We start from the raw sequence: 26,819 nt of genomic DNA on the forward strand, positions 1-26,819 counted from the left end.
CCCCACCCCACCCCCACGCTCCCCAGCCCCAGCCTCAGCGCTCCGCGATCTTGCACTTTCGGTCGTCGGTTCGGGCTGATTTGCCACATCTGCCGGGACAGAAAGCGCAAGATCGCGCGAGTAAGGGTGTGACGACAGCGATGCGTAAGCCGGACCAGATGTTCATCAATCCGCACTACCTCGCCGATCATGGAGTTGTGGTGGGTGACAAAGTGCCCGTACAGCACCAAAGCAGGCACCACAACTCCATGATCGACGAAGCCGAGCCGCGCCTTCTCCGCGATCTTGCGATTGCTGTCGCGGCATAGGCGGCATTGGGGGTATCTCGGCGACAGAAAGTGCAAGATCGGCGTAAGCGGGGGATCGCTAACGCAACGGGGGTGCGGGGTACGGGCAGGGTTAGCGGCGGTTGTACTTGTACATGGTCAGGGTGCCGAAGACCAGTACGAAGCCGGCGCTCCACAGTAGGAGCCACATCGTGGCCGACGGGTCCGAGTCGCCGCTCATCGCGCCGCGGATCGCGGCCACCAGCTGCGTCACCGGGTTGACCTTCACGAACGCCTGGAGCCAGCCGGGCATGGTGCTCGGCTCGACGAAGACGTTGCTCAGGAACGTCAGCGGGAACAGCACCATCATGCTGACCCCCATCACCGACTTCTCGCTGCGCAGGATCAGCCCGAAGAACGTCCACACCCAGGAGAACGCGAACGAGAAGACCACAAGCAGCCCGATCCCGACGGCAACGCCGACCAGCCCGCCGGCGGGCCGGAACCCGAGCACCAGCCCGAGGCCCAGGATCACCAGGGCGGCGAGGATGTAGCGCAGCACGTCGCCGAAGATCATGCCGACCAGGGCGGCCGGGCGCCAGACGGGCAGCGTCCGGAACCGATCGAAGATGCCCTTCTCGATGTCGGTGTTGAGGCCGATGCCGGTGTACATGGTGATCATGACGACGCTTGTCACCATGATGCCGGGCAGGAAGAACTGCAGGTAGTCGCGCGGGCTGCCGGCGAGAGCGCCACCGAACAGGTACGTGAACATCAGCACCATGATGATCGGGAACGCGGTCACGTCGAAGAGCTGCTCCGGCACGTGCTTGATCTTCAGCATGGCCCGCCAGCCGAAGGTGAGCGACGCGCCCAGCGCGCTCGGCCGGGGCGGTCGGGCACCAGGCGCGAGCACTGTCGCCAGGGCCTCGGCGGACGGGACGTAGACGGACGGCGCCCGTTCGGTTGTGGTGGTCGTGGTGTCGCTCATCGGGCTGCCTCCAGCTCGTCGTCGCGCTCGTCGGTCGGCACGGCGGGGTGATCGGTCAGGGCCAGGAAGACCTCATCCAGGCTCGGTTGGCCGAGGGAGAAGTTGTCGACGACGATTCCGGCACGGGCCAGGTTGCTGAGCGCGCGAGCGGCCTGGGCGCTGGCGTCGAGGTCGGTGCCGGCCCCGCCGACGCGAGCGGTCAACGCCACCGGATCTGCGGCGAGCTGCACCGGCACGCCGAGCGCCTCCCGGAGCACCCGCTCCGCCTCCGGCCGCTTCCCGGGGTCGCGTAGTCGCAGGTGGACGGTGCCGGAGCCGACCGACGACTTCAACTCACCAGGGGTGCCCTCCGCGATCACCCGGCCGTGGTCGACGACCGCGATCCGGCCGGCGAGCTGGTCGGCCTCGTCGAGGTATTGCGTGGTCAGCAGCACCGTCGTGCCGTGCGACACCACCGCCCGGACGATCTCCCACACCTGGTTGCGGCTGCGCGGGTCGAGACCGGTGGTCGGCTCGTCGAGGAAGAGCAGATCCGGGGTGTTGAGGATGCTGGCGGCGATGTCGATGCGTCGCCGCATCCCACCCGAGTACTTCTTGACCTGGCGGTCGCTCGCCTCGGTCAGACCGAACGCGGCGAGCAGGGCCGCCGCGCGCTCCCGGGCGGCCGGCTTGCGTAGGCCGAGCAGGCGGCCGAGGAGCACCAGGTTCTCCGTACCGGTCAGGTCCTCGTCGACGGAGGCGTACTGGCCGGTGAGGCTGACCCGGGACCGGACCTTGTCGGCCTCGGTGACCACGTCGTGCCCGAAGACCCGGGCCGAGCCACCGTCGGGCCGCAGTAACGTGGCGAGCACCCGGACCGCTGTGGTCTTGCCCGCGCCGTTGGGGCCGAGCAGACCGTAGACGGTGCCGGCGGGCACCCGCAGGTCGATGCCGGCCAGCGCCCGAGTGTCCCCGAATGAGCGGGTGAGCCCCTCGGCCTCGATGGCCAGGCCGGTGGTGCGTCTACTCATGATTCTTACCCTTCGTGTTGGACGTGTTCAGGAGGCGTAGGGCCGAGCCGCCCGGCCGTCGCGCAGCGCCAGACCCCACCAGCGGAGCTGGTCGAGCAGGACGTCGACGTCGCGGCGCAGCTCGTCGGTGCACTGCGCGGTCGGCTCGCTGGCGAGCAGGTCGATCCCGACGACGTCGCGCACCGTCATCGCGTGCAGTGCGGTGAAGACGGTGCGTAGCTGGTCGACCGCGTGCAGGCCGGTGGACCGGCAGCCGTACGACACGAAGCCGACCGCTTTGGCCTGCCACTCGTCGTACGCGTAGTCGATGGCTTGTTTCAAGGGTGCTGGGAAGCTGTGGTTGTACTCGGGGGTGACCACGACGAACGCGTCCGCCCGGCCCACCTCGCGGACGAACGCCCGGATGGAGGCGGTCGGCTCGGCGGGGTAGGCGGCCGGGAAGTCGTACTCGGTCAGGTCAACGACCGTCACCGCCAGGTCGTCGTGCCGTTCCGCCTGCTCGACGAACCAGTGGGTGACCTGGTCGCCGACCCGCCTCTCCCGGGTGCTGCCGACGATCACGGCGATCCGCAACGGAGTCATCGCCACCCCCTTCCATCGTGAAGGCGCGAGATGACGACGGACGCCCGCTAGATCAGATCTAGCGGGCGTGGTTCAGGGGCTGCTGAGCACACGGAAAAGCGCTATACCGCAGAGTCATGGTTATGACTGTGCGGTATAGCGCTCACCGGGACATCACCCGCCAGTCGGCGGGCTCAGGTCAGTTGGGCAGGTAGGCGAAAGTGTCCGGGTTCGGGCCCTGCCGGCCCGCCTCGCCCTTGTTCAGCTCGGTGATCCGCTCCATCGCCGCGTCGTCAAGCGAGAAGTCGAAGATCCGAGTGTTCTCCTCGACCCGCTTCGGCGTGGTCGACTTCGGGAAGATGATGTCGCCGCGCTGCACGTGCCAGCGGAGCACCACCTGCGCCGGGCTCCGGTCGAGCTGCTGGGCGATGTCGACAACGGTCGGGTCGTTGAGCACCTTGCCCTGGGCGATGGGCGACCACGCCTCGGTGAGGATGTTGTGCTCGCGGCCGTAGGCGCGGACCTCGTCGTTGGTGAAGTACGGGTGCGCCTCGATCTGGTTGACCGCCGGCACGACGCTCGTCTCGGCGGCCAGCCGTTCCAGGTGCGACACCTGGAAGTTCGACACGCCGATCGAGCGGGCCCGGCCGTCGCGCTGGATCTCCTCCAGCACCTTCCAGGTCGAGGCGTAGTCGCCGTCGTACAGGGTCGGCAGCGGCCAGTGGATCAGGAACAGGTCGATGTAGTCCATCTTCAGCGCCGCGAGCGTCGAGTCGAACGCCTTACGGGCGTCGTCGGGGGCGTGGAAGGCGTTGCTCAGCTTGCTGGTCACGTAGACCGCGCTGCGGTCGAGACCGGAGACGCGGACCGCCTCGCCGACCTCGGCCTCGTTGCCGTACATCTGGGCCGTGTCGATGTGCCGGTAGCCCACCTCCAAGGCGGTGGTGACCGCCGCAACGGTGTCCTTCGGCTCGATCTGGAACACCCCGAAACCGAGCTGGGGAATGGTCGTGCCGTCGTTCAGGGTGATGTCGGGAATCGTGTTCGCCATTGCGGCTCCTTCGCGTCATCGTCGTTGCCCTGTCATCCATACCCGCGCAACGGGCCGAATCACCGCACAATGCGGAGTGAGGAACATAACGCCGGATCGGTTCACCCGGTCGTGTCGAACAGCACCGGCCACGGCCGCGCCGCCGGCACCGAGGTCGCGGGCGGCGTGGGCGTACTGGGCTCGGCGTCGGCCAGCACTTCTGCGGCGAGTTGACCGAACATCGCCGCCGCCGGGTGCGCCGACCGTTCCGGCCAGGCCGCCGAGGTGCGCTTCGCCAGCGGCGCGTCGGTGATCGGCCGCCAGGCCATCCGGGGTTCCCGGCGGGCCACCGCCGCCGGTTCCACGGCCACCCCGCCGCCGGCCAGCACCAGCCCGCAGAGAAACTCCGGGTTGCGGGCCGGGCGTACCCGGGCCGGGTGCCAACCATGCTGTCGGCACACCGCCAGCAGGTGGTCGTGCCAGCCCGGCGCGGTGGCGCGCGGCGCGGCCACCAGATCCAGACCCGCCAGCGACGCGAGCGTCACCGCACGGCCGCGGGCCAGCGGCGAGGTGCGCGGCAGCAGCACCCCCAGGGGTACGTCGACCGGGGCGCCGAAGCGCAGCCCGTCCGCCGCCACCGGGTGGTGCACGAGCCCCACGTCCAGGGTCCGCTCGGCGAGCATCCGCACCTGCTCGGCAGTGGTCAGCTCGTGCAGCTCCACGTCCAGGCCGGGTGCCCGGGTGGTGAGCCCGTCCAGCAGCGAGCGCAGCGTCACGGCCGGCGTCTCCGGTGGCACCCCGGCCCGGAGTACGCCCAGCTCACCGGCGCGAATCTGCCCCATCAGACTGCGCAGTCGACCCTCGCCGGCGAGCAGCTCCTCCGCCTCGCCGAGCAGTAGCTCCCCGGCGGTGGTGAGGCGGACCTGGCGACGGGATCGGTCGAACAGCTCGACCGTCAGCTCACGCTCCAGTCGTTGGATCGACTGGCTCAGTGGCGGCTGGGCCATCCCGAGCAGCTCCGCGGCCCGCCCGAAGTGCAGCTCGTGTGCGACCACCACGAAGTGCCGCAGGTGCCGGAGCAGATCCACGGCCCGGACCCTACGCCAGCGCCGGCCCGACGCCGCTGGATACCGTGCTGGCGTGGACGTGGAGGAACGCATCGAGGCCATCTTCGCCGCTGCTCAGGTGACAGCCAGCCTGCACGTCGTCGACCTGGACACGGTCGACCTGGACGTGCGCCCCGACGACGGCGGTCCGGCCGGTGGCGGTCGCGAGATCGGGGTGCGGGCCGACGAGCAGGTAGTGATCGCCTCGATCTTCAAGGTCCTACTGGTGCTGGAGTTCGCCCGGCAGGTCGAGGCCGGTCAGTTGGATCCGACCGAGCGGGTCCTGGTCACCGCCGCCGACCGGCTCGGCGGGTGGGGCTTGGCCGGCTGCACCGACGACGCCGAGGTGTCGCTGCGCGACCTCGCGTACTTCGCCATGTCGGTCACCGACAACACGGCCGCCGACCTGCTGCTGCGCCGGGTCGGCCCGGACCTGCTGCCGATGCTCGCCGTCGAGCTGGGGCTGACCCGTACCCGTCTCCTCGGTGGTCCTCGGGAACTGGTCGAGATGATGCTCGCCGACGTGGGCGCCCGGACCGAGGCGGAGTTCGCCCGGATCTTCCCCACGTTGCCGGCGGACCGGGTCCGGGCGATGCGGGTCTTCGACCCCGCGCACACCACCTCCAGCACCGCCCGGGAGATCACCCGCCTGCTCACGCTGATCTGGCGGGACGAGGCCGGGCCGGCGGCGGCCTGCGCGATGGTCCGCACCTGGATGGCCCAACAGATCTTCTGGACCCGGCTGGCGGCCGGTTTCCCGCCCGGCGTCCGGGTCTCCGGAAAGACCGGCACCCTGCCCGGGTTCCACTTGGAGGCCGGGGTCGCCGAATACCCCGACGGCGGCCGGTACGCGATCGCCGTCTTCGCCCGAGCCGTTGAGTTGACCCCGCGCCGCATCGACGTGGACCTGGCGATGGGGGAGGCCGCCCGGACGGCCGTGGAGGCGCTGCGCGGCGATTGATTTCGCACCCGTCCGAGCGTGTCAGCATCCCTACTGAGCAGGCCCGATATCCGGTGGCGTATCGGAGCCCTGGTCTTCGATCTTGGACCGGGGCTGGGTGGCGCTGGTTGGCTCGTGGTCGACCAACCGCCCGACCACGGGGAGCAGATCCGTATGCCCAGTCTCGACCGCCGACGCTTCCTGCGCGACGCCGCCGCCACCACCGCCCTGGTCTCCGCCGGTGGCCTCGCCACCGGCACCGTCACCCCGGCCCACGCCGCGCCGTCGACCGCCGCAGCCGCGCCGACCGCCCGCCGCAAGGGAGCGGTCAGCTTCCGCTGGTGGGGTACGGCCGGCTGGCGCGTCGACATCGGCGACCGCACCGTCCTGGTCGACCCGTTCCTCAGCCGGATCGACACCGGGCTGTTCACCGGGCCGTTCAGGACCGACACGAAGTTGACCGTGCGCACCGACGTGATCGACCCGCGGGTCGACAAGGCCACGACGGTGCTGGTCACGCACACCCACTGGGACCACTTCATGGACGTGCCCTACATCGCCAAGCGCACCGGCGCGCGGGTGTTCGGCACGCTTACCGCGTACCACCTGGGGTTGGCCTACGGGTTGCCCTCTTCGCAGCTCAGCGCCGTGAAGGGTGGGGAGGTGCTGGACTTCGGCGACCACAGCATCGAGGTGGTCGGCTCGCTGCACAGCCGCAACCCGTCGTACTCGGTGGCCTTTCCCGGGGTGCGGGTGAGTCAGCCGGCGCAGCCGGCGACCATCGCGGACCTGCCGGAGGGCGACACGCTGGGCTACCTGCTGCGGGTCGAGAGCGGCCCGTCGGTCTACTTCACCGGGGCCAGCGACGTCGCCGAGCGGAATCTCACCGGCCTGTCGCCCGACGTGGCGATGGTGGCCATGCAGAACGCCACCACCACCGGCGACTACCTGCCCCGGCTGCTGGCCGGCCTCGACTACCCGAAGGTCGTGGTGCCGGTGCACTACGACAACTTCGAGACGGAGTTGCAGAACCCGCCGCCGGTCGCCCCGACCGACCGCACCCGGTTGAACGAGATGATCGCGGCGGTGCGCCGGATCTCGCCGCGCAGCCGGGTGCTGGTGCCCGAGTACGAGACCGCGTACCACTTCTGAGCGGTGTCGGTGGGGGTCGCCGGGCCGCGACCCTCACCGCGCTCAGGCGGCGGTCAACTCGGCCAGGGCCCGCACCGACTTCCAGTTGCGGGTGGTGGCCACCACGCCGAGCTTCTTCTCCAGGTACGCGTTGGTGAACTTCGACCGCCCGTAACCGCCGTCGACGTAGTGCAGGAACACCTCCCGGCCGGTCACCGTGAACGACACGTTCTCGCTCCCGGGCACGGCAAGGGCGTCCACCGTGGACTTCTTCGGCGCGCTGGCGAGGAACGCCACCAGCAGCCGCGTCGGGTCATCCTCCCGGTCGGCGTACGGGTTGCCGCCGGCGATCGCCGCCAACTCCCGGCCGCTGCGCACCAACACCGGCACGGTCATCGCCAGCTCGTCGGTGAGCGCCCGCTCGATCCCGGCGGCCAGCTTCTCCGCATCGCTTACCGTGCTGCCGAAGGCCACGTTGCCGCTCTGCAGGTACGTCTTGACGTCCTCGTGCCCGAGGTCGGTGACGATCCGGCGTAGGTCGGCCATCGCCAGCCGGGTGGTGGCGCCGACGTTGACCCCGCGCAGCAGGGCGACGTACCTGGTCATGGCTCCTCCTCGGGTGCGGGCCGACTGGCTCAGCGTAGGCCGCCCGGCCCCACCAGGCCCGTCTCGTAGGCGACGATGACCAGTTGCGCCCGATCACGCACCGCCAGCTTGGTCAACAACCGCCCGACGTGCGTCTTGACGGTGGCCTGGCTGAGGTTGAGGTGCGCGGCCAACTCCGCGTTGGACAGCCCCCGGGCGATCAGCGCGAGCACCTCCCGTTCCCGTTCGGTCACCCCGTCGAGCTGTCGGGGCAGCGGTCGGGTCGGCTCCGGCTGCCGGGCGAACTCGTCGATCAACCGGCGGGTCACCGTCGGCGCGAGCAGCCCCTCCCCGGCGGCGACCACCCGGATCCCGGTCAGCAGGTCCGCCGGTGGGGTGTCCTTGAGTAGGAAGCCGCTGGCTCCGGCGCGCAGCGCCCCGTAGACGTACTCGTCGAGGTCGAACGTGGTCAGGATGATGACCCGGGTGCCGGACGTCGCCGGGTCGGCGCAGATCCGCCTGGTCGCCTCGATGCCATCCATCTCCGGCATCCGGACGTCCATCAGCACCACGTCCGGCCGGTGCTGCCCGACCAACGCCACGGCCTCCACGCCGGTGCCCGCCTCACCGACGGTGGTGCAATCCGGGCTGAGATCGACAAGCAGCCGGAAACTGCCGCGCAGCAGAGCCTGGTCGTCGGCGATCAGTACGCGGATCACGCGACCACCCGGTAGGGCACGCTGGCCGTCACCGCGAAGCCGCCGTCGGAGCGTGGGCCGGCGCGGAACTCCCCGCCGTGCAACGCCACCCGTTCCCGCATGCCGATCAAACCGTGCCCCTCCCCGCCGAGCAGGACCGACCGCTGGCCGTCGTCGGTCACCTCCACCCGCACCTCGTCGGGCCGGACGGTCACCGTAGCCCGACAGGCGGCCGGCGCCGCGTGCTTCACCACGTTGGTCACCGCCTCCTGCACGATCCGGTACACCGCGAGGCCCACCGACTCGGGCACCGCGCCGGCCGACGCCTCCCGCCGCACGTCGAGCTGGACGTCGACGCCGCCGATCGCCGCCTGCCGGGCGAGGAACGGTAGCTCGTCCAGCCCGGGCGTCGGCGCGTACGGGGTGTCCTCGCGCAGGACGCCGAGCACCCGGCGGACGTCGGCCAGCGCGTTGCGGCCCGTCTCCTCGATGACCCGCAGCGCGGCGCCCGCCTCGCGGGGGTCCGCCTCGGCGACGTGGTTCGCTACGGCCGCCTTCACCACGATGAGGCTCAGCGTGTGCGCGACCACGTCGTGCAGCTCCCGGGCCACCCGCAACCGCTCCTCAGCAGCGGCCTGACTGACCAACTGGTCACTCTGCCGGGCGGCGAGGGCTCGTCGCTCCCGGATCAACCAGCCGATCAACCAGGCCGGCGCGACCATGACGGCGGCGTAGACGACCGCGCCGGTCCGCGACCAGAGGTCACCGGCGGTCAGCACCAGTGCGACGCTCACCAGCGCGAGACAACCGGCGGCGCAGAGCATCGACCGGCGGGTGGGCGTCGAGACGGCCACCGTGTAGAAGGACAGGCCGATGGCGAACGCCGGCGCGGCGGCGGCGAAGTTGGGTATCACCCCGGTGATCAGGGCAACGGTGGCGACGGAGCTGATCACGACGGCCACCGTCATCGGCCACCGTCGCCGGGCGGCCAGCGGCAGCCCGAGGGCCATCCCGACCAGCACGGACACCCAGAGCGGCTCGCGTACGCCCCCGTGCAGCGGCGACTCCAGCGCCGCGTACGGACAGAGCAGCCCACCGACGGCCACGGCCAGCAGGGCATCCACGATGTACAGATCCACCGGCCGCATCCGTCGGGTCAGCAGGAGAGCGGTCACCCGTCGAACGGTATCGGCCGGCTGGGCCTACCGCGTCGGCCCGCGGGTGGTCATCCCGGAGGATGACGTGCCGGCGCTTGCGGGCCTCCGACTCCACCCGGGGGAGGGTCGGAAAGTGCCCGCCCCGGCACGACGCGCGGCACCCCCGCATTCGGGACCGTAACGGTCATGACCACACACACGGTGACCCTGACGGGGCTGCGCGCGGTGTACGGCACCGGAACCCGACGGGTGACGGCGCTCGACGGCGTGACCACCAGCTTCGCGAGCGGCACGTTCACGGCGGTGATGGGCCCCTCGGGCTCGGGAAAGTCCACCCTGCTGCACTGCGCGGCGGGGCTGGACCGCCCGACCGAGGGGATCGTCACGATCGACGGCACCCGCCTCGACGACCTCGATGAGGACGCGCTGACCCGGCTGCGGCGCGACCGGATCGGCTTCGTGTTCCAGGCGTTCAACCTGGTGTCCACGCTGACCGCCGCGCAGAACGTCGAGCTGCCGTCGCGCCTGGCCGGTCGTCGCCCGCCGGCCCAGGACGTCGCCGCCGCACTCGACGCCGTCGGTCTCGCCGACCGGGCCGGGCACCGGCCGAGTGAGCTGTCCGGCGGCGAGCAGCAGCGCGTCGCCGTGGCCCGAGCGTTGATCATCCGACCGGCGGTGGTCTTCGCCGACGAACCGACCGGGGCACTCGACAGCGCGGCCTCCCGGCAGGTGCTTCGGCTGCTGCGAGCACTCGTCGACGAGCACGGGCAGACCGTGGTGATGGTGACCCACGACCCGGCCGCCGCCGCGTACGCCGATCGGGTCCTCCTGCTGGCCGACGGCCGAGTCGTCGACGAGCTGACCGGCCCGATCACCGCAGCGGTAGTCGCCACCCGGATCGCCGAGCGGGAAATCGTCGCGGAGTCGTCGTGCTGAGCGTCCGGCGGTCGGCCAGTGCGTTCGTGGCCGTCGCCATCGGGGTCACGCTTGTCGCGGCGGCAACCCTGCTGCTCGCGTCCGGGCGTCCGCAGGTGCCGGACCGGTTGGCCCGGGCGGCGGTCGTCGTGCAGAGCCCCGAGGCGGGTGCGTCGGCCGACCAGTTCGTGCCGACCCGGCCCTGGTCCGCCAGCGTGGCGGCGCAGCTCGTCGGCCAGTTGGCCGCACTGCCGGACGTCGTGGCGGCGGTGCCGGACCGGACCTTCTACGCTCAGCCGCTCGTCGACGGTCGACCCGCCCCCGACAGCCAACGGGAGGACGCCCACCAGGGGCACGGCTGGTCCAGCGCCCAACTGGGTGGGCTGCGCCTCACGGCCGGCGAGCAGCCCCGCAGACCTGGTGAGGTGGTCGTCGACCGCGCGCTCGGGCTGCGCGTCGGCGCACCGGTCACCCTGCTGACGGCGGTGGGCCCGCAGGCGTACACCGTCACCGGTCTGGTCGACGGGCCCGGCGTCCATGTCGCGGACGCGGTCGCCGCCGCGCTCGCCCCCGGCGTCCGGGCCATCGGGCTGGTCCTCGCGCCGGGGGCCGACCCCGAGCGGGTCGCCACGGCGGCTCGCGGAGTCGTCGGCGGCGACGGACGGGTGCTAACCGGTGCCGCCCGTGGCGCGCTGGAGCCTCGCAACGACGCCCGCACCCGCTGGATCGGCATGCAGGTGCTCACCGCCACGGCGGCTCTCGCCGGTTTCGTCACGGTGTTCGTGGTCGCCTCGACCTTCGCGTTCACCATCGCGCAGCGCCGCCGCGAGCTGGGCCTGCTGCGCGCTGTCGGCGCCACACCACGCCAGGTTCGCCGCATGGTGTACGCGGAGGCGCTCGCCGTCGGCGCCTCGGCGGGGCTCGTCGGCCTGCTGGTGGGCGCGGCGCTCGCCCCGCTGCTGGGTCGGCTGCTCGTCGACGTCGGCTACGAACCGTCGACCTTCCGGGTCCACTACGAACTCTGGCCGGTCGCGGTCTCGCTCGCCGCCGGACCGGTGATCGCGCTGCTGGCCGTCTGGTCGGCGTCCCGCCGGGCGGCGCGGGTCCGCCCGTTGGAGGCGCTGCGCGAGGCTGCGGTGCAACAGCGACCGATCGGGCGGCTGCGGGCTGTCGCCGGGGCGCTGCTCGTCGCGGCGGGGGCCGTGCTCAGCCTCGGCACGGCGACCGCCGACGAGGCCCGGGTCGGGGCGCAGTACGCCCTCTACGCGGTGATGGCGCTGGTGGCCGGTGCCACCGTGCTCGCCCCGGTGGTGGTCGGGCCGTTGGTACGGCTGCTGCGGTCTCCGGTGCGGCGGCCCGGTGGCGCGATCGGGATGCTGGTCCGGGGTGGGGCGTTGACCGCCACCCGGCGGACCGCCTCGATCGCCGCGCCGGTGCTGCTCACTGTCGCGTTCGCCGTGCTGGTGTCCGGAATGGTGCGCACCACCACCAACGCGTACGCGGCTGGTCGGGCGGACAACGTGAACGCCGGCTGGATCGTCGTGCCCGACCGGGCACCCGGTCTGTCCGACCAGGCTGTGACCGCGACCGGCGGCACCGCCCTGCTGCCGACCACCGTCTACCGCACCGACCCCGCAACGTCGCCGGATAACCAGCCGATGACCGCGCTCGGCGTGGAACCGGAGGGCTTCGCCGCCGCGAACCGGGTGCTCACCGTCGTCGCCGGCTCGCTCGGCGACCTGACGGGCGACGACACGGTGGTGGTCACCGCCTCGGCGGGCCGGCGGCCGTCCGAGCCGTACCCGGTGGTCTTCGCCGACGGGACGTCGGTGTCGTTGCGCGTCGTCGCCGTGGTCACCGACACCTCGATCCCCGGCGACCTGCTCGTGCCCCGGGCCGTGGTGCGAGCGCACGACCCGTCGGCGCTGACGTCCACGGTGTACGTCTCCGACCGGATCGATCCGCCCGTCGGCGCGCGGATCCTCGACGTCCCGGGCTGGGCGGCCGAGGCGGACGCCGCCGAGGACCGCCTCGTCTGGCTCTTCACGCTGCTGCTGATCGGAGTGTCCGCCGGTTACGGGGCCATCGCGGTGGCCAACACGCTGCTGCTGGCCGCCGCCGGCCGGGCTGCGGACCTGCGGCTGATCCGGTTGGCCGGGGCGACCCGACGGCAGGTCGTCTGGCTGGTCACGGCGGAGTCGGCCCTGGTGGTGTTGATCGGCGCGCTGCTGGGTGGGGCGGTCGCGTTCGTCGGGCTGCTCAGCATCCGGGCCGGTCTCGCCGAGCAGGTCGGCGCACCCGTCGACCTGGTGGTGCCGTGGCCGGTGGTCGCCGGGGTGGTGGGGCTGTGTCTGCTGCTCGCGGTGCTGTCCAGCGTGCTGCCGACGTGGCGGATGCTGCGGCACCGTCCCGCCCGGTCGCCGGTCGGCCTCGTCGGATGACCGCGCGATCAGCTCACTCGACGACCGGCAGCACTACCTCGTTGCGGCGCAGGAACCACGGCTTCCACGGCGGGTCGAAGCGCGCGTACCGGATGGCGCCGGTCGGTTGCAGCCCGGCCGCGGTCACCGACCGGCCGAGAAGGGTCGCCCGCTGGCTGAACGCCTTCTCCGTCCACCGCCCGGAGAACCGCATCGCCGCCGCCAGTCGCCCCGGAACCGCGCGGATCCGCACCCGGGCATCCACCGGCTCGGGCAGGGTGGCGGCGGTCCAGGTGGCCGGCAGGACGAACTGGATCAGGTACGCGCCTGGCCACTCGCCCTCGATCTGCACCACCGGCACGGTCATGGCGATCTTCTCCGAGCCGCTGGCCGCCGCCATCGTCGGCGCGGCCGACACGATCGGGTGCCGGGCCCGATTCGCGCCACCGAGGTACGCGGCCAGCGGCCGGAACGCCTCGATCGGCGCTCGGGTGAACGACGCCTGGATCTGCATCTCGGCCACCAGGTGGGCCGGGTACCGACGCAGCTCGAAGCCGGGGTGTCGGGACACCACCCGGTATGGCTGCTGTTCGGTCATGGCGCGGCTCCCAGGGTCTGCTGGGACAGACGCTACCGCCCGTCTGCCTCCCGCTCGGCCGAAGTCGGCTGCTCCGGCCCGGGAGCGAGGGCCCGGGTGGTCAACCGCCAGTACTGCCGTTTGCCCTCGTCGCGCAGCACCACCCCGATCAGGCCCAACTCCCGGCGCAGTTCTCGGGCGTCGTCACGGCGGTCCCGCGCAATGGCCCGTTCCCTGGCGCGCAGCAGCGCATCCGCGCCGGCGGGCAACCCGGGCAGGTCCGGCACCCACAGCCGGTACGCGGACCGGTGCGGGTCGTCGTCCGCCCAACCCCAGCCGTGGGTGCGGAACGCCGTCGCCAGTTGGGTGGCCGGCAGGTCCGTCGACTCCCGGACCAACTCCGCGCCGTCGGCGTCGAGCAGCACCAGGTGCTTGTCGGCGAGGAAGACCACCCGGGTGTCGATCCGTGCGACGGTCCGTTTCTCGTCGGAGCGGCGCAGCCGGACCTGCGCCGCGTCGACGGTGACGATCAGCCGTTCGGCGGTGCCGATCCCGGCGATGACCAGGCCGGCCAGGACGCCGACCGCGATGGTGCCGCCGGTGGCCTGCGGCTCGGGCAGCCGGTCCAGCCACTCGATAAGGTCGCCGAACGGCACCCAGGGCAGCCGGGCGAGCCAGCCCGTCGTCGCCGCGAGGAGCCATCCGGCGCCCGCGCCGAGCAGCGGGAAGCCACCCCACAGGACCGCCAGCTCCAGCGGGCCGCCGCTGACCACGGTGCGGGGACGGTAGCCGGCCACGTCCATGGTCAGGACACCTCGCGGCGCAGCGTCCGGAACAGCCCGGCGGCCAGCGGAAGGACCATCCAGGCCAGCAGGGACACCGCGATCCGCCCCCACTGCTCGCCGGTCAGCGCGTCGCTGCTGAACAGCGGTTCCATCGTCTTGCTGGTGTCCAGCCATTCGGAGGGGCCGCGCAGGGGCCGGACCATCTCGCCCAGCACCCCCCAGACGGTGGGCAGCAGGAAGTAGCCGACGATGGCCAGCGGCGGGTTGAGCAGCAGCAGACCGAAGGCGGCACCCATCAGCACGCTGGTGACCTGGAGGATGATCGCGTTCACGATCAGCGACCCGTCGAGCTGCCAGGTGCCCGCGCCGCCGATGGCGGAGGCCACAAGCGTCCCGACGGCGGCGAGGGCGAGGCTGGCCAGCACCGAAGCGAGGGCGGCCACCATGACCGCGACCAGCTTGGCGGTCACCACCCGCTCCCGGCGAGGCACCAGGGCGTACGTGGTGAGGGCGGTCCGTTGCGACCACTCGCTGGTGATCGAGAGGATGCCGAGCACCGGCAACAGCACCCCCACCGGCAACAGCGAGGGGACGAAGAAGTTGGCGAAGGTCTGGTCGGCCTCCTCGGCGTAGATCAACTGGAGGGTGACGACCACGGCGGCGATCAGGCCGATGGTGATCAGCAGCCAGCGTCCGGCCCGGGTGTCGACGAGCTTGCGCAGCTCCACGACGGTGAGCCGGAGCAGCGACGGTCGGCGTACCGGGGAATGGTGCCGGGGCACGACGGCGCCGGCGGCGGGCGCGGTGGTGGTGGTCATCGGACGGCCTCCTTGGTGGATTCGCCGGCGGTCAGGGTGAGGAAGAGCTGTTCGAGGCCGCCGCCACTGGCGGGGCGCAGCTCGGCCAGCGCGACGCCGGCATCGGCGGCGGCCTGGCCGACCGCCTCGGCGTCGGCCTGCACGAGCAGCCCTTCCGAGCTGTCGGCGGCGCTCAGGTTGGCCGCGTCCAGCGCCCGGCGCAGCGCCGCGCCGTCGCGGGCCCGGACCACCGTGCCGCCGCCGGCCAGCAACTCGTTCTTGTCGCCCTGGGCCACGATCCGGCCGCCCCCGATCACCACCAGCCGGTCCGCGACCGCCTCCACCTCGCGCAGCAGGTGGGAGGAGAGCAGCACGGTGCCGCCCCGGTCGGCGAAGTCACGCAGCAGCCCGCGCATCCAGAAGATCCCCTCCGGGTCCAGGCCGTTCGCCGGCTCGTCGAGGATCAACACCCGGGGGTCGCCGAGCAGCGCCTGCGCCAGCCCGAGCCGCTGGCGCATCCCCAGCGAGTACGCCCGTACCCGACGCTTCGCGGCCACCGCGTTCAACCCGACCAGGTCGAGCTTCGCGGCGACCTCGCGCCGGTCCAAACCCATGGTGTACGCGGACAGCGTCAACGCCTCGCGGCCAGTGCGCCCGGCGTGCTGGGCGGAGGCGTCCAGCAGCACCCCGACCTCCCGCCCCGGGTTGGGCAGCTCCCGGTACGGCTGCCCGGAGACGGTGGCGCGGCCGGCGGTTGGCGCGGTGAGCCCGCAGATCATGCGCATGGTGGTCGACTTGCCCGCCCCGTTGGGGCCGAGGAAGCCGGTGACGGTGCCCGGCTCGCACTGGAACGACACGTCGTCCACGGCCGGGTGTGGCCCGTATCGCTTGGTGAGGTTCTCCACGGTGATCATGTGGTTGAGCCTGCCCGCGCCGCCCGGCCATCCGCTGCGGCCACCGGTCGGTGCCGCGTCGACCTTGGTCGATCATCGGATCTCGACTTTGGTAGCTGGTTGCCGGGGCCCGATGCTGCCTAGCATGGGCGCGTGACCAGCATCGCCGTCCCGGAGCACCCCTGGCTCTTGCCGGGGGAGCTGGTCGTGCCCGCCGAGCGTGACCGGGCGCACCCGCGCCGCACCACGCGTGACTGGGTGGTGGACAGCCTCGCCTTCCTGATCGGGCTGCTCTGGGTGCTGTTCGCCACCATGGACGCCCTGTCGCCCGCCCCGGAGGCGGCGATTCCGCTGCCGCACGACTGGATGGTCGGCGTCGACGCGGTGCTCGGGCTGGTCTGCTGCGGGCTGCTCTGGGTACGGCGGCGGTGGCCCCTCGGGCTGGCGGTGGCCACCCTGCCGCTGAACCTGTTCTCGATGGCCGCGGCCGTACCGTTGCTGATCTTCTATTTCACGGTGGTGGTGCATCGGCGCACCGCCGTGGCGATCGCGATCACCGGTGCTGGTCTCGTCACCAACCTGGTCTTCAGTTGGACACGTCCGGACCCGAACTGGCCGTACTGGGCCACGGTGTCGTGGGGCGTGGTGATCACTCTCGCCGTGCTGGCCTGGGGGATGTTCGTCCGGGCCCGGCGGCAGTTGATCGTGTCTTTGCGGGAGCGGGCCGAGCGGGCCGAGGCCGAGCAGCAGCTGCGGGTCACCCAGGCCCGTCACCTCGAACGCACCCGGATCGCCCGGGAGATGCACGACGTGCTGGCCCACCGGATCTCGCTGCTCAGCCTGCACGCCGGAGCGTTGGAGTTCCGCCCGGACGCGCCGGCCGACGAGGTGGCCCGTGCCGCCGGAGTGATCCGGGGCAGCGCGCACGCCGCCCTGCAGGACCTGCGGGAGGTCATCGGGGTGCTTCGCGCCGAGGACGACGGTGGTGGCGACGCCCCGGAGCCGCCGCAGCCCACCCTCGCCGACCTGCCGGCCCTGATCGCCGAGTCGCGGTCGGCCGGGGTGCGGGTGAACGTCAGCGACAGCGTCGCCAGCCCGGAGCAGGTGCCAGCGGCGCTGGGCCGGGCCGCGTACCGGATCGTGCAGGAGGGGTTGACCAACGCCCGCAAGCACGCGGCCGGCGCGGCCGTCACCGTGGACGTGGCCGGCGGGCCGGGCACCGGGCTGACCGTGGCGATCGGCAACCGGTGGCCGGTCGGTACGCAGGCGGGCGGCACACTGCCGGGCGCCGGCACCGGCCTGGTCGGCATCAGCGAACGAGTCACCCTCGCCGGCGGCCGACTCGCCTACGGGCGGGACGACGCAGGTGACTTCCGGCTGGCGGCCTGGCTGCCGTGGCCAGCGTGACCAGCCCTGCCGAGGCGGCCGTGCCGCCGGTGCGCGTGCTGATCGTGGACGACGACGCGCTGGTCCGGGCCGGGCTCTCGATGATCCTCGGCGGCCTGCCGGACCTGACCGTGGTCGGTGAGGCCGCCGACGGTGGCGAGGTGCCAGCCGCCGTCGCCGCGTACGCCCCGGACGTGGTGTTGATGGACATCCGGATGCCCCGGGTCGACGGGCTGACCGCCACCGAGGCGCTGCGTGCCCAGCCGCACCCGCCGGAGGTGCTTGTGCTGACCACCTTCGATGCCGACGAGCAGGTGCTGCGGGCGCTGCGCGCCGGGGCGGCCGGTTTCCTGCTCAAGGACACCCCGCCGGCCGAGATCGTGCGCGCGGTGCGCCGGGTGGCCGCCGGTGAGGCGACGCTCTCCCCGACGGTGACCCGGAAGCTGATCGCCCACGTGACCGCCGCCGCCCCCGGCCCGGTCGGCCCGGACCCCCGCCGGGAACGGGCCCTGCGGCTGCTCACCGGGCTCAGCGAGCGGGAGCGGCAGGTGGCGGTCGCGCTGGGGCGAGGCCACACCAACGCGGAGATCGCTGGGGAGCTGTTCATGAGCGTGGCGACGGTGAAGGCGTACGTTTCGCGGCTGCTGACCCGGCTGGAGTTGAACAACCGGGTCCAGGTGGCCCTGCTCGTGCACGACGCCGGCCTCGTCGACTGACGGGTCGCGGCCGGGCACGATCATGGAGTTGTGGTGGGCGTCGGCTGCCCAGCGACCGCTTGTCGGCGGAGGATCTCCTTGCCGCGTACGGGAATTGAACTTTCGTCAGGTGCCCGCCGTACTCATGGCTGAGGATGTCGGTGCGGTGGGTCCGCCGTACCGCTGCCGAACTGCGGGAGGCCTGCCGTGCGAGTTGGTGAGCAGTCGACGGATCCCATCGATCAGGTACTGGGTGAGGTGCCAATGCCGGCATCGCTGACCCCAGAGGATGTCCGGCTCGCGGTCCGGGCGGTGGTCGTGCACACCGCCGAGGAGTGGCCGACCGGGCCGCTGTGCCGCAACGATGGTGCGTCCTACCCGTGCCGGCTGCACCGCTGGGGGCGACGGGTGTTGGAGACACACGGGCTCAACGAGCGGCAGATCGAGGCGTTGATCCGGCACGGCAATCCGTTCGTGCACGTGCCCTTCCCGTTCACGGCGACCGGGCCGTCGCGGCAGCAGGCCGCGCGGGTCGCCCCCCAGGGGGTACGGCCCACCGCTGCTGGCCGGCCGGTGACTCCCCCCGTCACCGCGCCGCGCTGGCCCCGGGCGAGCTGAGCGCGCTACCCCTGCGCGCACCCGACCCGGGGCGACATGACGTCGGCCCGGCGCGAAGATCCCCCTCCGCGTCGGGCCGACGTCGCTCTGAGCGGGCGGCTCAGTTGCCGATCCCGCAGTCCGGCGCGGACCAGCTCGTCGTGTTCGAGCTGCGGTCGCTGTTGTTCTCCCGACGCGAGTCGACGTGCACGTGGTCGTCGTGGTCGGGGTAGCCCGGCCCGTAGATCCCGCTGAAGCCGTTGTCGCGGGCGTCGCGGGCGATCTGGCACAGCGAGGACGACCGTGAGGTCACGTCGGCCGCGCTGCCGTACAGGTGTTGGCTGTCGCCCGCTCCGTCGACCTGGTTGTTGCAGGCCCGGCTGCGGAACCCGCTGGACACGTTGAGCGGCTTGTCGCCGAGGCTCTTGCGCAGCGCCTCCAACTTCCACATGGTGCGCAGCGCGTTCTGTTTGGTCTGGGCCGCCGACAGCGGGCCGCCGCTGTACCCGCTTCCGCCGCACCCGTTGTCCAGCTCGCTGTAGCTGAAGTGCGCGGGCGTGCAGTCGTTGTCCTGGAGTTGATAGAGCTTGGCGAAGGTCTGCGGGCCGGCGATGCCGTCGGCGCGTAGCCCGTACGCCTGCTGGAACCGCTTGACCGCGGCGGCGGTCTTCGGTCCGTAGCGGCCGTCGATCTCCACGATGTCCCGGTAGCCCGCCCACCCGGCGACCCGGATCTGCAACTGGCGGACGTCGTCGCCGGAGCGCCCCTGGGTCAGGGTGCGGTTCCAGGTGTAACAGCCGTCCGCATACGCCGCCGGTGCGGCGATCACCGTGGCGATTGCCGCCCCGGGCAGCGCCAGGGCGAATGCGACGGCGACCCGCTTCAAGGTGTTTACGCGCACAGAAGTCCTCCCGATAGGAGAGCGAATGGGGTGGCTCCGGGACATCGACCGAGAAGTCCCGCGATTTCCACCCTCGCACTGATCGAGACGGTTGGAGGTAGTTAACGAGAATCGTCCTCACAAACTGCGACTCCTGGGGATTGCCTGGGAATTCGGCTGATTTGCGAAACAGCCATTTCCGGCCGATCGCCTCTCCTGCGGTCAAGCACACCGAACGTCGCAATCCGCCACACGGAGGGTGATGTTCCCGGGTCGGCGGCAGCCGGTAACGTCAGCCCCGGGCGGCGGACTGGCGGAGGTGCGCGTGGCACGCGGTGGCGTCTTCTGTGTCGAGGGTCAGTGGCACCGTGACCTCAACGAGCGAGGCTCCGTGCTGCCCACCCTTGAGCTGTTGGAGCGGCTGGGCAAGATCCGCTTCATCCACAAGGACGCGGCCACCCGCGACGAGCTGTTCTACTTCCTGGATCGTTGGCTGCTCAAGCAGTACGCCGATCACCGGGTCGGCTTCTTCGCCATGCACGGCGAGCCGAGCCGGCTCTGCCTCACCGACTGGCAGTCCGTGGAGCTGAACGAGGTGGCCGAGCTGATGGCCGGCCGCGCCGAGGGAAGGCGACTCTATTTCGGCAGCTGCTCGGTGCTGCGGGCCTCGGACGCGGTGCTGCGCGAGTTCCTGGAAGTCACCGGAGCTGCTCTGATCTGCGGTTTTACCCGAGAAGTCGACTGGGTCGAATCGGCAGCCTTCGAAACTGTTCTCCTCGACGTGCTCGCCAACGGCCAGCGGCACAATGCCGCCGAGCTGCGGATGGGCTCCGCCCACTGGGCGCCGCTCGCGTCGTACCTCGGTTTCCGGGTGATCTACGCCAACGGTCGGGCCTGGCGGCCGTCCGGTCGCCCCCGGGTGCCCACCCAGGCGGTGCACCGCTCCACGGCCCGGCCCCGCTGACCCGCCGCCGGCGCTGCGCCGGTGCCCTGGTAGGAACGACGAATGGCGCGCAGCATCGCACGGAACACCCGGGTCGACCGGGATGACCTGATCGACTTCCTCCGGCCGCGACACCGCGTCGTGCTGATGACCACCCGGGCCGACGGCCGACCGCAGTCCTCCCCGGTCTCCGCGGGGATCGACGGGCAGGGGCGACTGGTCGTCTCCACCTACCCGGAGCGGGCCAAGGTGACGAACATCCGCCGCGACCCCCGGGTCTCGGCCTGCGTGCTCAGCGACGACTGGAACGGCCCCTGGGTGCAGATCGACGGCACCGCCGAGGTGCTGGACCTGCCGGAGGCTCTGGAGCCGCTTGTCGAGTACTTCCGCAGCATCTCCGGCGAGCACCCGGACTGGGACGACTACCGGGCGGCCATGGTGCGCCAGGGCAAGTCGCTGATCCGGGTGACCATCGACGCTTGGGGCCCGATCGCCACCGGTGGCTTCCCCGCCCGCCTCGCCGACTGACCGTTCCGGGGGCCGGTCAGTCGACCAGGGCGGCGTAGACGAGTTGGCGCAGTTGGGAGCGGAGCGGGTAGGTGCTCGACGGCATCAGCTGGGTGAACAGCAGCGCGGTGATCTCCTCGGTCGGGTCCACCCAGAACGCGGTGCTGGCCACCCCACCCCAGTAGTACTCGCCGACGCTGCTCGGCACCCGGCTGGGGATCGGGTCGTCGGTGACCGCGAAGCCCAGGCCGAAGCCGATCCCGTCCAGGGTCGACTCGGCGAAGCCGCCGGTGGAGAGGGTGCCCAGGTCCTGCCCGCCGGGCAGGTGGTTGCGGGTCATGAACCGCACCGTGCGCGGCCCGAGCAGCCGCACCCCGTCCAGCTCGCCGCCGCGCAGCAGTAGCTGCGTGAAGCGGTGGTAGTCGGCGGCGCTGGAGATCAGACCGCCCCCGCCGGAGAGCAGCGTGGGTTTGCTGAACGCGAGCGACCCGAGGCTGTCGTAGCGGACCGCCCGGCCGCTGCGCGGCTCCGGTACGTAGAGCGCGGCCAGCCGATCGGCTTCGTCGCCATCGACCCACCAGCGGGTGTCGGTCATGCCCAGCGGGCCGAAGATCCGGTCGGCGAAGAACGCGTCGAGGCTCTGCCCGGAGATCACCTCGACGAGCCGACCGAGCACGTCGGTGGCGACGGAGTAGCCCCACGCCGTGCCGGGCTGGAACAGCAGCGGCAGCTCGCCGAAGGCCGCGCAGGCACCGGCCAGGTCGACGTCCGCCGGCGGGTACAGGTCGTAGCCGGCGGCCCGGTAGAGCCCGTCGACCACCGAGGTCTGCATGAAGCCGTACGTCAGGCCGGCCGTGTGGGTGAGCAGGTGCCAGACCCGGATCGGCTCGATCGCCGGCACGGTGAACGGCTTGAGCGCCGACCCCTTGGAGTAGACCCGCAGGTCGGCGAACTCGGGCAGCCAGCGGCTGATCGGGTCGGTCAGCTCGAACCGGCCCTCCTCCCACAGCATCATCGCCGCGACCGAGGTGACCGGCTTGGTCATCGAGTAGATCCGCCAGAGCGTGTCGGCCTCGACCGGTGCGCCCGACTCCCGGTCGCGCAGCCCGTACGTCGAGGAATGCGCCACCTCGCCGCGCCGGGTGACCACCACCTGCCAGCCGGCCAGCCGGCCGTCGTCGACGTACCGGCCGAAGTGTTCGTCGATCCGCGCCAGCCGCGCCGGGTCGAAACCGATCTGATCCGGGTCCTTGCTCCGCGCCACGCTCACGCCGCCGAAACTACTCGCCGGTACGCCACCACCGGAAGGGGGTCGGCGCCGGCCCGCCGGCCGCTGGCTGTCGGCGGGGCCCACTAGCCTGGCCGGATGCCGGAGTTGACCGAGGACGTGACCTTCCGCGACGAAGACTGGTATGGCGAGGAGCTGACCGACCGGCACTTCGTGGGGTGCGAGTTCTTCGGGGTGGACCTGACCGAGGCGGTGACCAGAGGGGCGGTCTTCACCGGGTGCACCTTCGGCAACGTGGCGTTCAACGCCTCCCGGCACGTCGACTCCGCCTTCACCCGTTGCGTCTTCCGACGGTGCAACTTCTTCGAGGCCGAGTTCACCGGCTGCAAGCTGGTCGGCAGCACCTTCACCGAGTGCGATCTGCGTCCGTTGACGGTAGACGGCGGCGACTGGTCCTTCGCCGCGCTGCCCGGTGCCGACCTGCGGGGTGCCCGGCTGACCGGGGTACGCATGCGCGAGGTGGATCTGACCAGGGCCAACCTCACCGGCGCTACGGTCACCGGTGTCGACCTCTCCGGCGCGCAGCTGATCAACGTTCGGCTCGGCGGCGCCGACCTGCGGGGCAGCGATCTCACCGCGCTCGACCCGACGGTCGTCGAGCGGGCCGGCGCGATCATCGACGTGCAGCAGGCAATGGTCATCGCGCAGTTGCTCGGCTTCCGGGTCGGCTGACGCGAGAAGGCCGTCTGAGCGAGCCAGTTCACCGGCTGCGTCCCGTTGTGGGCTGGACACGTCCGGCCGTCCGGATCTAGCGTGTCGTCACGCCCGCGCGTACGTGAAAGGGCCCACAGTGGACGTTGTGGTTGTCCGCGGCGGTCCAGGACGGCCGGGCGGTGGAGTTGGAGGGGTCGGTGGCGGACGAAGACCGCGCGCGGGCTGGATCGAGTGCTGGCGACACGCCGCCGAGGCACCGTCCGCGTGCCATCACCGCCGGGGGCACCCGCAGCATGCTGCGCCGTGTCGCCCGGTCCCGCCAGCGGCGACGCTGGGCCGTGGAGGGGGTCGCCGTACTCGCCTGCCTGGTGGTGTTGATCTCTTATCTCGGTAGTCGGTCCGGTCGGGAGCCGAGCGATGACCAGGCAGGTCAGGGGCCTGGCCGTTTCCCGGTTCTCCCGGCCGCTGAGGGGCGCACCGGCGAGGCGGGGCCGGCGATGCCGGGCCTGCGTCCGCGCCAGCGCCCGCCCTCGCCGGACCCGACACCGTCGGCCAGCGTGCCGCCCGCCCCGCCGCCGGCCAAGCCCGATTCGCCGGCGCTGTCGGTGAGCCGCGGGGAGATGCCCGCCGCCGTCGACCTCACCGCTGTGGGCACCCGGGACTGGATGCACTGGGGTGAGCGTGGCGGCAGGTCCACGATCCGCAAGCGTTCCGGCTCCGGGGAGATCATCGACTCCGGTGGCGCCGGCCGGCGGGTCGGCTGGGACGGCAACCAGGAGTACGTCCGCTGGTCCGACGGCTCGCCGGAGCGGTCGACGCACGGCAGCTCCAACGGCGTCTACACCTGCGGTGTCGGGAACGGGTTCAGCCTCGCCGTCGCCGGCAGCGGCGAGCCGCGCACGGTCCAGCTATACGGCGGCATCTGGATGGCTCGGGGCCGCCTGGAAGCGCGGCTCTCCACCGGTGGGCCCGCCAGCACCGCTCGACTGGAAGACCCGTACACCAGTCAGAGTGCCCAGTTCACCATCCGTTTCACCCTGCCGAAGGGTGCCCGGCTGCTGCTGAACTGGACCGTCGAGAAGACCTTCACGCCGCACTGCGGCAACGTCGGGCTCCAGGCCGTGACGGTGCGCTGACTGAAGAACCGGGCGCTGCGCGATTGCACAGCGGGACAGTTTGTCCGTCGCGGACGGTCGATGACGTCGTAACTTTCTGCTGTCCCCATCCGACCATCCAGTGTGGAGGCAGCGGAGATGAGTAGCAGCACCGATCACCGCGTCCGTCGAGCCGCTTCGCCCGGTGCCGGTGAGTCCGGGGAGGTTCTTCGCGACATCCCCCTGCCGCCGTACGTGACGGGCGAGGACACCCAGTTCGCCGTACGGGCGGTGGTGGTGCACGCCCCCCGGCGGTGGTCCGGGGGAATGGTCTGCCGCAACGATGCCAGCCCGCACCCGTGCCGCCTGCACCGCTGGGGCACCCGGGTGCTGGCGCTGCGCGGGCTGCGGGCTGCTGAGATCGCCGCGCTCATCGAGCGTGGTGATCCGACGGCGGTGGTCCCCCCACCAGACCGTCCGGCCTGAGCGCTCGCCGGGCCGGGAGGCGCACCCGCGCCTCCCGGCCGCCGCTCAGCAGGTGATCGGTTTGACCCAGGAGCACTCGACGCCCTCTGGCGTGCGAGGCGTCTCCGGCGCTGCCGCTGGTGCCACCCGTGCCGTGGTCACCGGCCCCTCGCGGTAGCCGGCCAGGGCTACGGCGATCTGGTCCTCCAGCGGCTTGACCGACGCCGTCAGGTAGTTGTTCAGCAGGATGGAGAACGCCAGCAGGCGACCATCGGCGCTGGTGACGTAGCCGGAGAGCCCAGAGACACCGGTCAGGCTGCCGGTCTTGGCGTGCACGTTGCCCGCCGCCGGTGTGCCGGCCATCCGGCTGCGCAGGGTGCCGCCGACGAACCGCTCGGGTTGCCCGGCGATCGGCAGCGCCGCGTACCAGGTGGTGAACCACGGTTCGGTGCGGACGGCGCTCAGCAGGTCGACGAACTCCGCCGCCGGGACCAGGTTGCGCCGGGACAGCCCGGAGCCGTCGCGCTGGCGCAGCTTCCCGGTGTCCATTCCGGTGTCGGCGACGTACTCGCTGATCGCGGTGATTCCGGCCGTCCAGGTGCCCGAGCCGGAGAGCACCCGGCCGATCTCCTTGGTCAACACCTCGGCGTGCCCGTTGTTCGAGAGCTTCAGGAACGGCGTCATCAGCTCACCCAGGCTCATCGAGTCATGTCGTGCCACCGGGTGGGCCGTCTCCGGTGTGGGCTGACCGAGCACCGTCCGGCCGAGCACCCGGACGCCGTGCCGGTGCAGCGCGGCCCGGAACACGTCGGCCGCGTAGCCGGTGGGTTCCCAGACGGTCACCCAGTCACTGGCGGGCTCGTCGCCGACGGCGATCTGGCCGGTCACCACGACCGTGTTGCCGCCGTGCTCGCGTTCGATCGAGATCGAGGTCTCGCCCTCGCTGACCGTCTGGGCGCGGTTGTCGACGCGGACGTACCCGGTGGGTGGGGTGGTGGTGACCACCGGCGGGGCCCCGGCCCGGTCGGCCGGTGCGGCGTGCACGATCACGGTGCCCGCGTCGTAGTCGGTGTCCGGGGCGACGGTCAGCGCGGAGACCTGGGCGGCGTAGTAGTAGGGCTCGTCGTCCCAGGTCCAGTCGGGGCCGAGTCGGGTGCGGTCGTAGCGGGTGTCGTCGGCGACCAGGTTTCCGGTGACCACCCGTACGCCGTCGGCGGCGACCTGCGCGGCGAGCGCGTCGTAGTCGGCGGCGAGCATGGTCGGGTCGCCCCCGCCGTGCAGGTAGAGGTTGCCGGTGAGCAGGCCCGCACGGCGTTTACCGCTGGCGCGTACGTCGGTGGTGAAGCGGTGCCCCGGGCCGAGCAGCTCAAGGGCTGCCGTCGAGGTCAGCAGTTTGGTGTTGGACGCCGGGACCAGCCGGCGGTCACCGTTGCGGTCGTAGAGCGTCTGTCCCGTGCTGGTGTCGACCACGACCACCGACGCCTGCGCGCCGGTCAGCCGGGTGTCGGCGAGGATCGTGTCGATGGTGGCGCGTAGCTGGGTCGTCGCGGGGGTGGGCGACTCGGCCGTGGCACCGGGTGCGGCGGCGGTGGCCGCGGTGGCGACCAGCGCGAGCAGCGCGAGGGCCCGGGGAAAGTGACGGCGATGCATGCGCTGATGCTGCCACGGAGATATTCGCCCGAGAAGGCCCTCGGCCGAAAGATATTGCCGCCTCGGCTAGCTCGGCTTGCCCACCGATTTCTCGTGCCCACCCCAGTAGTGCCGCTGCGCCCCCATGACCATTGGCGCGACAAGTGCGGCCAGCGCCCCGCCGATCAGCGGGAAGACGATGAACACCCAGAGCTGCCGTAGGGCCACGCCGCCCTCGAAGACCGCCGGGCCGAACGCGCGGGCCGGGTTGACCGCCGCGCCGGTAAGCGTCACGCCCACCAGTTGGGTCGCGGCGAGAGCCAACCCGATCGCCAGGCCGGCGGTGCCCGGATTCTCGCTCCGACTCGTCACCACCAGCACGACCAGCACGAAGAGGAAGGTCAGCACGACCTCCAGCACGGCTGCGCCGCCCCGGTTGATGTGCGCGCCGTAACCGTTCGTGCCGAGGGCCCCGGTCTGGTCCGCGACGTCACCCCAGCGGGTCAGCGCCCAGAGCACGAAGGCGGCCAGTGTCGCGCCGACGAACTGCGCGATCCAGTACGCCACCGCGCCGAGTATCGAGATCTTTCCCGAGAGCAGCACACCGAGCGTCACCGCTGGGTTGACGTGACTGCCGGAGAGTGGGCCGATCGTGTAGACGAGGGCCACCATCACGAACCCGAAGGCCAACGCCACCACCACCACGCCGCCCTGAACTCGCGCGGCGACCGCGCTGCCCACTCCGAAGAGCACCAGCAGCAGTGTGCCGAGGAGTTCGGCCGCGTACCGACGGAAGTCACTCATTCACTCAGCGTATTC

Annotated in this window: 29 protein-coding genes; 13 read left to right on the forward strand and 16 right to left on the reverse strand. The window is 71.8% G+C overall.

Going from position 1 to position 26,819, the window contains the following annotated elements; all coding sequences use genetic code 11:
• Window positions 1-140: 140 nt before the first annotated feature.
• Window positions 141-308, forward strand: a complete 168-nt coding sequence (locus tag IF46_RS34235; RefSeq protein ID WP_157562617.1) for a hypothetical protein — start codon at window positions 141-143, stop codon at window positions 306-308.
• Between the two features lie 91 nt (window positions 309-399).
• Here the strand turns inward: IF46_RS34235 and IF46_RS0105345 are convergent, their stop codons facing one another.
• The 5 genes from IF46_RS0105345 to IF46_RS0105365 all read right to left on the reverse strand — a co-directional run bounded on the left by IF46_RS0105345 (window position 400) and on the right by IF46_RS0105365 (window position 4,946).
• Window positions 400-1,257, reverse strand: a complete 858-nt coding sequence (locus IF46_RS0105345; protein ID WP_030487151.1) for an ABC transporter permease — start codon at window positions 1,255-1,257, stop codon at window positions 400-402.
• Complete coding sequence (locus tag IF46_RS0105350) at window positions 1,254-2,267, reverse strand: daunorubicin resistance protein DrrA family ABC transporter ATP-binding protein (RefSeq protein ID WP_030487152.1); 1,014 nt, start codon at window positions 2,265-2,267, stop codon at window positions 1,254-1,256. Before IF46_RS0105350 ends, IF46_RS0105345 begins: the two co-directional genes overlap by 4 nt.
• A 27-nt stretch (window positions 2,268-2,294) precedes the next feature.
• A complete protein-coding gene (locus IF46_RS0105355) occupies window positions 2,295-2,849 on the reverse strand; it encodes an NADPH-dependent FMN reductase (protein WP_030487153.1) in 555 nt (184 codons plus the stop codon).
• A gap of 178 nt (window positions 2,850-3,027) precedes the next feature.
• Window positions 3,028-3,879 (reverse strand): aldo/keto reductase, encoded by an 852-nt coding sequence (locus IF46_RS0105360; protein ID WP_030487154.1) that lies wholly within the window; start codon window positions 3,877-3,879, stop codon window positions 3,028-3,030.
• 101 nt (window positions 3,880-3,980) lie between these two features.
• Complete coding sequence (locus IF46_RS0105365; RefSeq protein WP_030487155.1) at window positions 3,981-4,946, reverse strand: LysR family transcriptional regulator; 966 nt, start codon at window positions 4,944-4,946, stop codon at window positions 3,981-3,983.
• A 52-nt stretch (window positions 4,947-4,998) separates the two neighbouring features.
• Between IF46_RS0105365 and IF46_RS0105370 the strand changes: the two genes are divergently transcribed.
• Both IF46_RS0105370 and IF46_RS0105375 read left to right on the forward strand, forming a co-directional pair.
• Entirely contained in the window at window positions 4,999-5,925 is a 927-nt protein-coding gene (locus IF46_RS0105370; protein ID WP_030487156.1) for a serine hydrolase, read from the forward strand.
• Between the two features lie 153 nt (window positions 5,926-6,078).
• Window positions 6,079-7,056 (forward strand): MBL fold metallo-hydrolase, encoded by a 978-nt coding sequence (locus IF46_RS0105375; protein ID WP_030487157.1) that lies wholly within the window; start codon window positions 6,079-6,081, stop codon window positions 7,054-7,056.
• A gap of 42 nt (window positions 7,057-7,098) precedes the next feature.
• On the opposite strand, the gene IF46_RS0105380 is transcribed toward IF46_RS0105375, so the two are convergent.
• From IF46_RS0105380 to IF46_RS0105390, 3 genes are read right to left on the reverse strand one after another with little or no spacing between them, the layout of a single operon-like run.
• The gene (locus IF46_RS0105380; RefSeq protein ID WP_030487158.1) at window positions 7,099-7,641 is read right to left on the reverse strand and encodes a DUF1697 domain-containing protein; all 543 of its coding nucleotides are present in this window, start codon (window positions 7,639-7,641) and stop codon (window positions 7,099-7,101) included.
• A 29-nt stretch (window positions 7,642-7,670) separates the two neighbouring features.
• Complete coding sequence (locus tag IF46_RS0105385) at window positions 7,671-8,339, reverse strand: response regulator (protein ID WP_030487159.1); 669 nt, start codon at window positions 8,337-8,339, stop codon at window positions 7,671-7,673.
• Window positions 8,336-9,493, reverse strand: coding sequence for a sensor histidine kinase (locus IF46_RS0105390; RefSeq protein ID WP_030487160.1), 1,158 nt, complete (start codon window positions 9,491-9,493; stop codon window positions 8,336-8,338). The genes IF46_RS0105385 and IF46_RS0105390 overlap by 4 nt, the downstream gene beginning before the upstream one ends.
• Window positions 9,494-9,661: 168 nt before the next feature.
• On the opposite strand from IF46_RS0105390, the gene IF46_RS0105395 reads away from it, so the two are divergent.
• Window positions 9,662-10,411 (forward strand): ABC transporter ATP-binding protein, encoded by a 750-nt coding sequence (locus IF46_RS0105395; protein WP_030487161.1) that lies wholly within the window; start codon window positions 9,662-9,664, stop codon window positions 10,409-10,411.
• The gene (locus tag IF46_RS0105400) at window positions 10,405-12,831 is read left to right on the forward strand and encodes an ABC transporter permease (protein ID WP_030487162.1); all 2,427 of its coding nucleotides are present in this window, start codon (window positions 10,405-10,407) and stop codon (window positions 12,829-12,831) included. Before IF46_RS0105395 ends, IF46_RS0105400 begins: the two co-directional genes overlap by 7 nt.
• 13 nt (window positions 12,832-12,844) lie before the next feature.
• On the opposite strand, the gene IF46_RS0105405 is transcribed toward IF46_RS0105400, so the two are convergent.
• From IF46_RS0105405 to IF46_RS0105420, 4 genes are read right to left on the reverse strand one after another with little or no spacing between them, the layout of a single operon-like run.
• Window positions 12,845-13,408, reverse strand: a complete 564-nt coding sequence (locus IF46_RS0105405; protein WP_030487163.1) for an SOUL family heme-binding protein — start codon at window positions 13,406-13,408, stop codon at window positions 12,845-12,847.
• A 32-nt stretch (window positions 13,409-13,440) separates the two neighbouring features.
• Window positions 13,441-14,190: a hypothetical protein gene (locus IF46_RS0105410; RefSeq protein ID WP_030487164.1), complete on the reverse strand. Its 750-nt coding sequence runs from the start codon at window positions 14,188-14,190 to the stop codon at window positions 13,441-13,443.
• A 2-nt stretch (window positions 14,191-14,192) separates the two neighbouring features.
• Window positions 14,193-14,990: an ABC transporter permease gene (locus tag IF46_RS0105415; protein ID WP_030487165.1), complete on the reverse strand. Its 798-nt coding sequence runs from the start codon at window positions 14,988-14,990 to the stop codon at window positions 14,193-14,195.
• On the reverse strand, window positions 14,987-15,883 hold the full coding sequence (locus IF46_RS0105420) for an ABC transporter ATP-binding protein (RefSeq protein WP_030487166.1): 897 nt from the start codon (window positions 15,881-15,883) through the stop codon (window positions 14,987-14,989). The genes IF46_RS0105415 and IF46_RS0105420 overlap by 4 nt, the downstream gene beginning before the upstream one ends.
• 132 nt (window positions 15,884-16,015) lie before the next feature.
• Here IF46_RS0105420 and IF46_RS0105425 point away from each other — a divergent pair, with 132 nt between their 5' ends.
• The 3 genes from IF46_RS0105425 to IF46_RS32255 all read left to right on the forward strand — a co-directional run bounded on the left by IF46_RS0105425 (window position 16,016) and on the right by IF46_RS32255 (window position 18,561).
• Complete coding sequence (locus IF46_RS0105425; protein ID WP_030487167.1) at window positions 16,016-17,269, forward strand: sensor histidine kinase; 1,254 nt, start codon at window positions 16,016-16,018, stop codon at window positions 17,267-17,269.
• An 80-nt stretch (window positions 17,270-17,349) separates the two neighbouring features.
• Window positions 17,350-17,964, forward strand: coding sequence for a response regulator transcription factor (locus tag IF46_RS0105430; RefSeq protein ID WP_232233960.1), 615 nt, complete (start codon window positions 17,350-17,352; stop codon window positions 17,962-17,964).
• Window positions 17,965-18,207: 243 nt separating this feature from the next.
• The gene (locus IF46_RS32255) at window positions 18,208-18,561 is read left to right on the forward strand and encodes a hypothetical protein (RefSeq protein ID WP_232233947.1); all 354 of its coding nucleotides are present in this window, start codon (window positions 18,208-18,210) and stop codon (window positions 18,559-18,561) included.
• 100 nt (window positions 18,562-18,661) lie between these two features.
• Here the strand turns inward: IF46_RS32255 and IF46_RS0105440 are convergent, their stop codons facing one another.
• Window positions 18,662-19,441 (reverse strand): D-Ala-D-Ala carboxypeptidase family metallohydrolase, encoded by a 780-nt coding sequence (locus IF46_RS0105440; RefSeq protein WP_030487170.1) that lies wholly within the window; start codon window positions 19,439-19,441, stop codon window positions 18,662-18,664.
• A gap of 304 nt (window positions 19,442-19,745) precedes the next feature.
• Here IF46_RS0105440 and IF46_RS0105445 point away from each other — a divergent pair, with 304 nt between their 5' ends.
• Window positions 19,746-20,384 carry a DUF6642 family protein gene (locus tag IF46_RS0105445; protein ID WP_030487171.1) on the forward strand — a complete coding sequence of 213 codons (639 nt, stop codon included), beginning with the start codon at window positions 19,746-19,748 and terminating at the stop codon, window positions 20,382-20,384.
• 42 nt (window positions 20,385-20,426) lie between these two features.
• Window positions 20,427-20,891: a PPOX class F420-dependent oxidoreductase gene (locus IF46_RS0105450; RefSeq protein ID WP_030487172.1), complete on the forward strand. Its 465-nt coding sequence runs from the start codon at window positions 20,427-20,429 to the stop codon at window positions 20,889-20,891.
• A 16-nt stretch (window positions 20,892-20,907) separates the two neighbouring features.
• On the opposite strand, the gene IF46_RS0105455 is transcribed toward IF46_RS0105450, so the two are convergent.
• Window positions 20,908-22,140: a serine hydrolase domain-containing protein gene (locus tag IF46_RS0105455; protein ID WP_030487173.1), complete on the reverse strand. Its 1,233-nt coding sequence runs from the start codon at window positions 22,138-22,140 to the stop codon at window positions 20,908-20,910.
• Between the two features lie 96 nt (window positions 22,141-22,236).
• Between IF46_RS0105455 and IF46_RS0105460 the strand changes: the two genes are divergently transcribed.
• The 3 genes from IF46_RS0105460 to IF46_RS0105470 all read left to right on the forward strand — a co-directional run bounded on the left by IF46_RS0105460 (window position 22,237) and on the right by IF46_RS0105470 (window position 24,392).
• Window positions 22,237-22,830 carry a pentapeptide repeat-containing protein gene (locus tag IF46_RS0105460; protein ID WP_030487174.1) on the forward strand — a complete coding sequence of 198 codons (594 nt, stop codon included), beginning with the start codon at window positions 22,237-22,239 and terminating at the stop codon, window positions 22,828-22,830.
• Window positions 22,831-22,961: 131 nt separating this feature from the next.
• A complete protein-coding gene (locus IF46_RS0105465) occupies window positions 22,962-23,948 on the forward strand; it encodes a hypothetical protein (protein ID WP_232233948.1) in 987 nt (328 codons plus the stop codon).
• 117 nt (window positions 23,949-24,065) lie between these two features.
• Entirely contained in the window at window positions 24,066-24,392 is a 327-nt protein-coding gene (locus tag IF46_RS0105470; protein ID WP_030487176.1) for a hypothetical protein, read from the forward strand.
• Window positions 24,393-24,437: 45 nt separating this feature from the next.
• Here IF46_RS0105470 and dacB read toward each other — a convergent pair whose 3' ends face one another.
• Window positions 24,438-26,021 (reverse strand): D-alanyl-D-alanine carboxypeptidase/D-alanyl-D-alanine-endopeptidase, encoded by a 1,584-nt coding sequence (gene dacB, locus IF46_RS0105475; protein ID WP_030487177.1) that lies wholly within the window; start codon window positions 26,019-26,021, stop codon window positions 24,438-24,440.
• A gap of 66 nt (window positions 26,022-26,087) precedes the next feature.
• Window positions 26,088-26,804: an MIP/aquaporin family protein gene (locus tag IF46_RS0105480; RefSeq protein ID WP_030487178.1), complete on the reverse strand. Its 717-nt coding sequence runs from the start codon at window positions 26,802-26,804 to the stop codon at window positions 26,088-26,090.
• Window positions 26,805-26,819 lie beyond the last annotated feature (15 nt).

This window comes from Micromonospora chokoriensis, assembly GCF_000718555.1.
GTDB classification, from domain to species: Bacteria; Actinomycetota; Actinomycetes; order Mycobacteriales; family Micromonosporaceae; genus Micromonospora; species Micromonospora chokoriensis_B.

What these genes read in the sequence shown, in the direction of transcription:
- dacB (WP_030487177.1), bottom strand. Translation starts at nt 26,021, where the DNA reads ATGCATCGCCGTCACTTTCCCCGGGCCCTCGCGCTGCTCGCGCTGGTC.
- IF46_RS0105405 (WP_030487163.1), bottom strand. Translation starts at nt 13,408, where the DNA reads ATGACCGAACAGCAGCCATACCGGGTGGTGTCCCGACACCCCGGCTTC.
- IF46_RS0105450 (WP_030487172.1), top strand. Translation starts at nt 20,427, where the DNA reads ATGGCGCGCAGCATCGCACGGAACACCCGGGTCGACCGGGATGACCTG.
- IF46_RS0105430 (WP_232233960.1), top strand. Translation starts at nt 17,350, where the DNA reads ATGATCCTCGGCGGCCTGCCGGACCTGACCGTGGTCGGTGAGGCCGCC.
- IF46_RS0105345 (WP_030487151.1), bottom strand. Translation starts at nt 1,257, where the DNA reads ATGAGCGACACCACGACCACCACAACCGAACGGGCGCCGTCCGTCTAC.
- IF46_RS0105470 (WP_030487176.1), top strand. Translation starts at nt 24,066, where the DNA reads ATGAGTAGCAGCACCGATCACCGCGTCCGTCGAGCCGCTTCGCCCGGT.
- IF46_RS0105355 (WP_030487153.1), bottom strand. Translation starts at nt 2,849, where the DNA reads ATGACTCCGTTGCGGATCGCCGTGATCGTCGGCAGCACCCGGGAGAGG.
- IF46_RS0105480 (WP_030487178.1), bottom strand. Translation starts at nt 26,804, where the DNA reads ATGAGTGACTTCCGTCGGTACGCGGCCGAACTCCTCGGCACACTGCTG.
- IF46_RS34235 (WP_157562617.1), top strand. Translation starts at nt 141, where the DNA reads ATGCGTAAGCCGGACCAGATGTTCATCAATCCGCACTACCTCGCCGAT.
- IF46_RS0105360 (WP_030487154.1), bottom strand. Translation starts at nt 3,879, where the DNA reads ATGGCGAACACGATTCCCGACATCACCCTGAACGACGGCACGACCATT.
- IF46_RS0105395 (WP_030487161.1), top strand. Translation starts at nt 9,662, where the DNA reads ATGACCACACACACGGTGACCCTGACGGGGCTGCGCGCGGTGTACGGC.
- IF46_RS0105410 (WP_030487164.1), bottom strand. Translation starts at nt 14,190, where the DNA reads ATGGACGTGGCCGGCTACCGTCCCCGCACCGTGGTCAGCGGCGGCCCG.
- IF46_RS0105415 (WP_030487165.1), bottom strand. Translation starts at nt 14,990, where the DNA reads ATGACCACCACCACCGCGCCCGCCGCCGGCGCCGTCGTGCCCCGGCAC.
- IF46_RS0105350 (WP_030487152.1), bottom strand. Translation starts at nt 2,267, where the DNA reads ATGAGTAGACGCACCACCGGCCTGGCCATCGAGGCCGAGGGGCTCACC.
- IF46_RS0105460 (WP_030487174.1), top strand. Translation starts at nt 22,237, where the DNA reads ATGCCGGAGTTGACCGAGGACGTGACCTTCCGCGACGAAGACTGGTAT.
- IF46_RS0105380 (WP_030487158.1), bottom strand. Translation starts at nt 7,641, where the DNA reads ATGACCAGGTACGTCGCCCTGCTGCGCGGGGTCAACGTCGGCGCCACC.
- IF46_RS32255 (WP_232233947.1), top strand. Translation starts at nt 18,208, where the DNA reads ATGCCGGCATCGCTGACCCCAGAGGATGTCCGGCTCGCGGTCCGGGCG.
- IF46_RS0105420 (WP_030487166.1), bottom strand. Translation starts at nt 15,883, where the DNA reads ATGATCACCGTGGAGAACCTCACCAAGCGATACGGGCCACACCCGGCC.
- IF46_RS0105375 (WP_030487157.1), top strand. Translation starts at nt 6,079, where the DNA reads ATGCCCAGTCTCGACCGCCGACGCTTCCTGCGCGACGCCGCCGCCACC.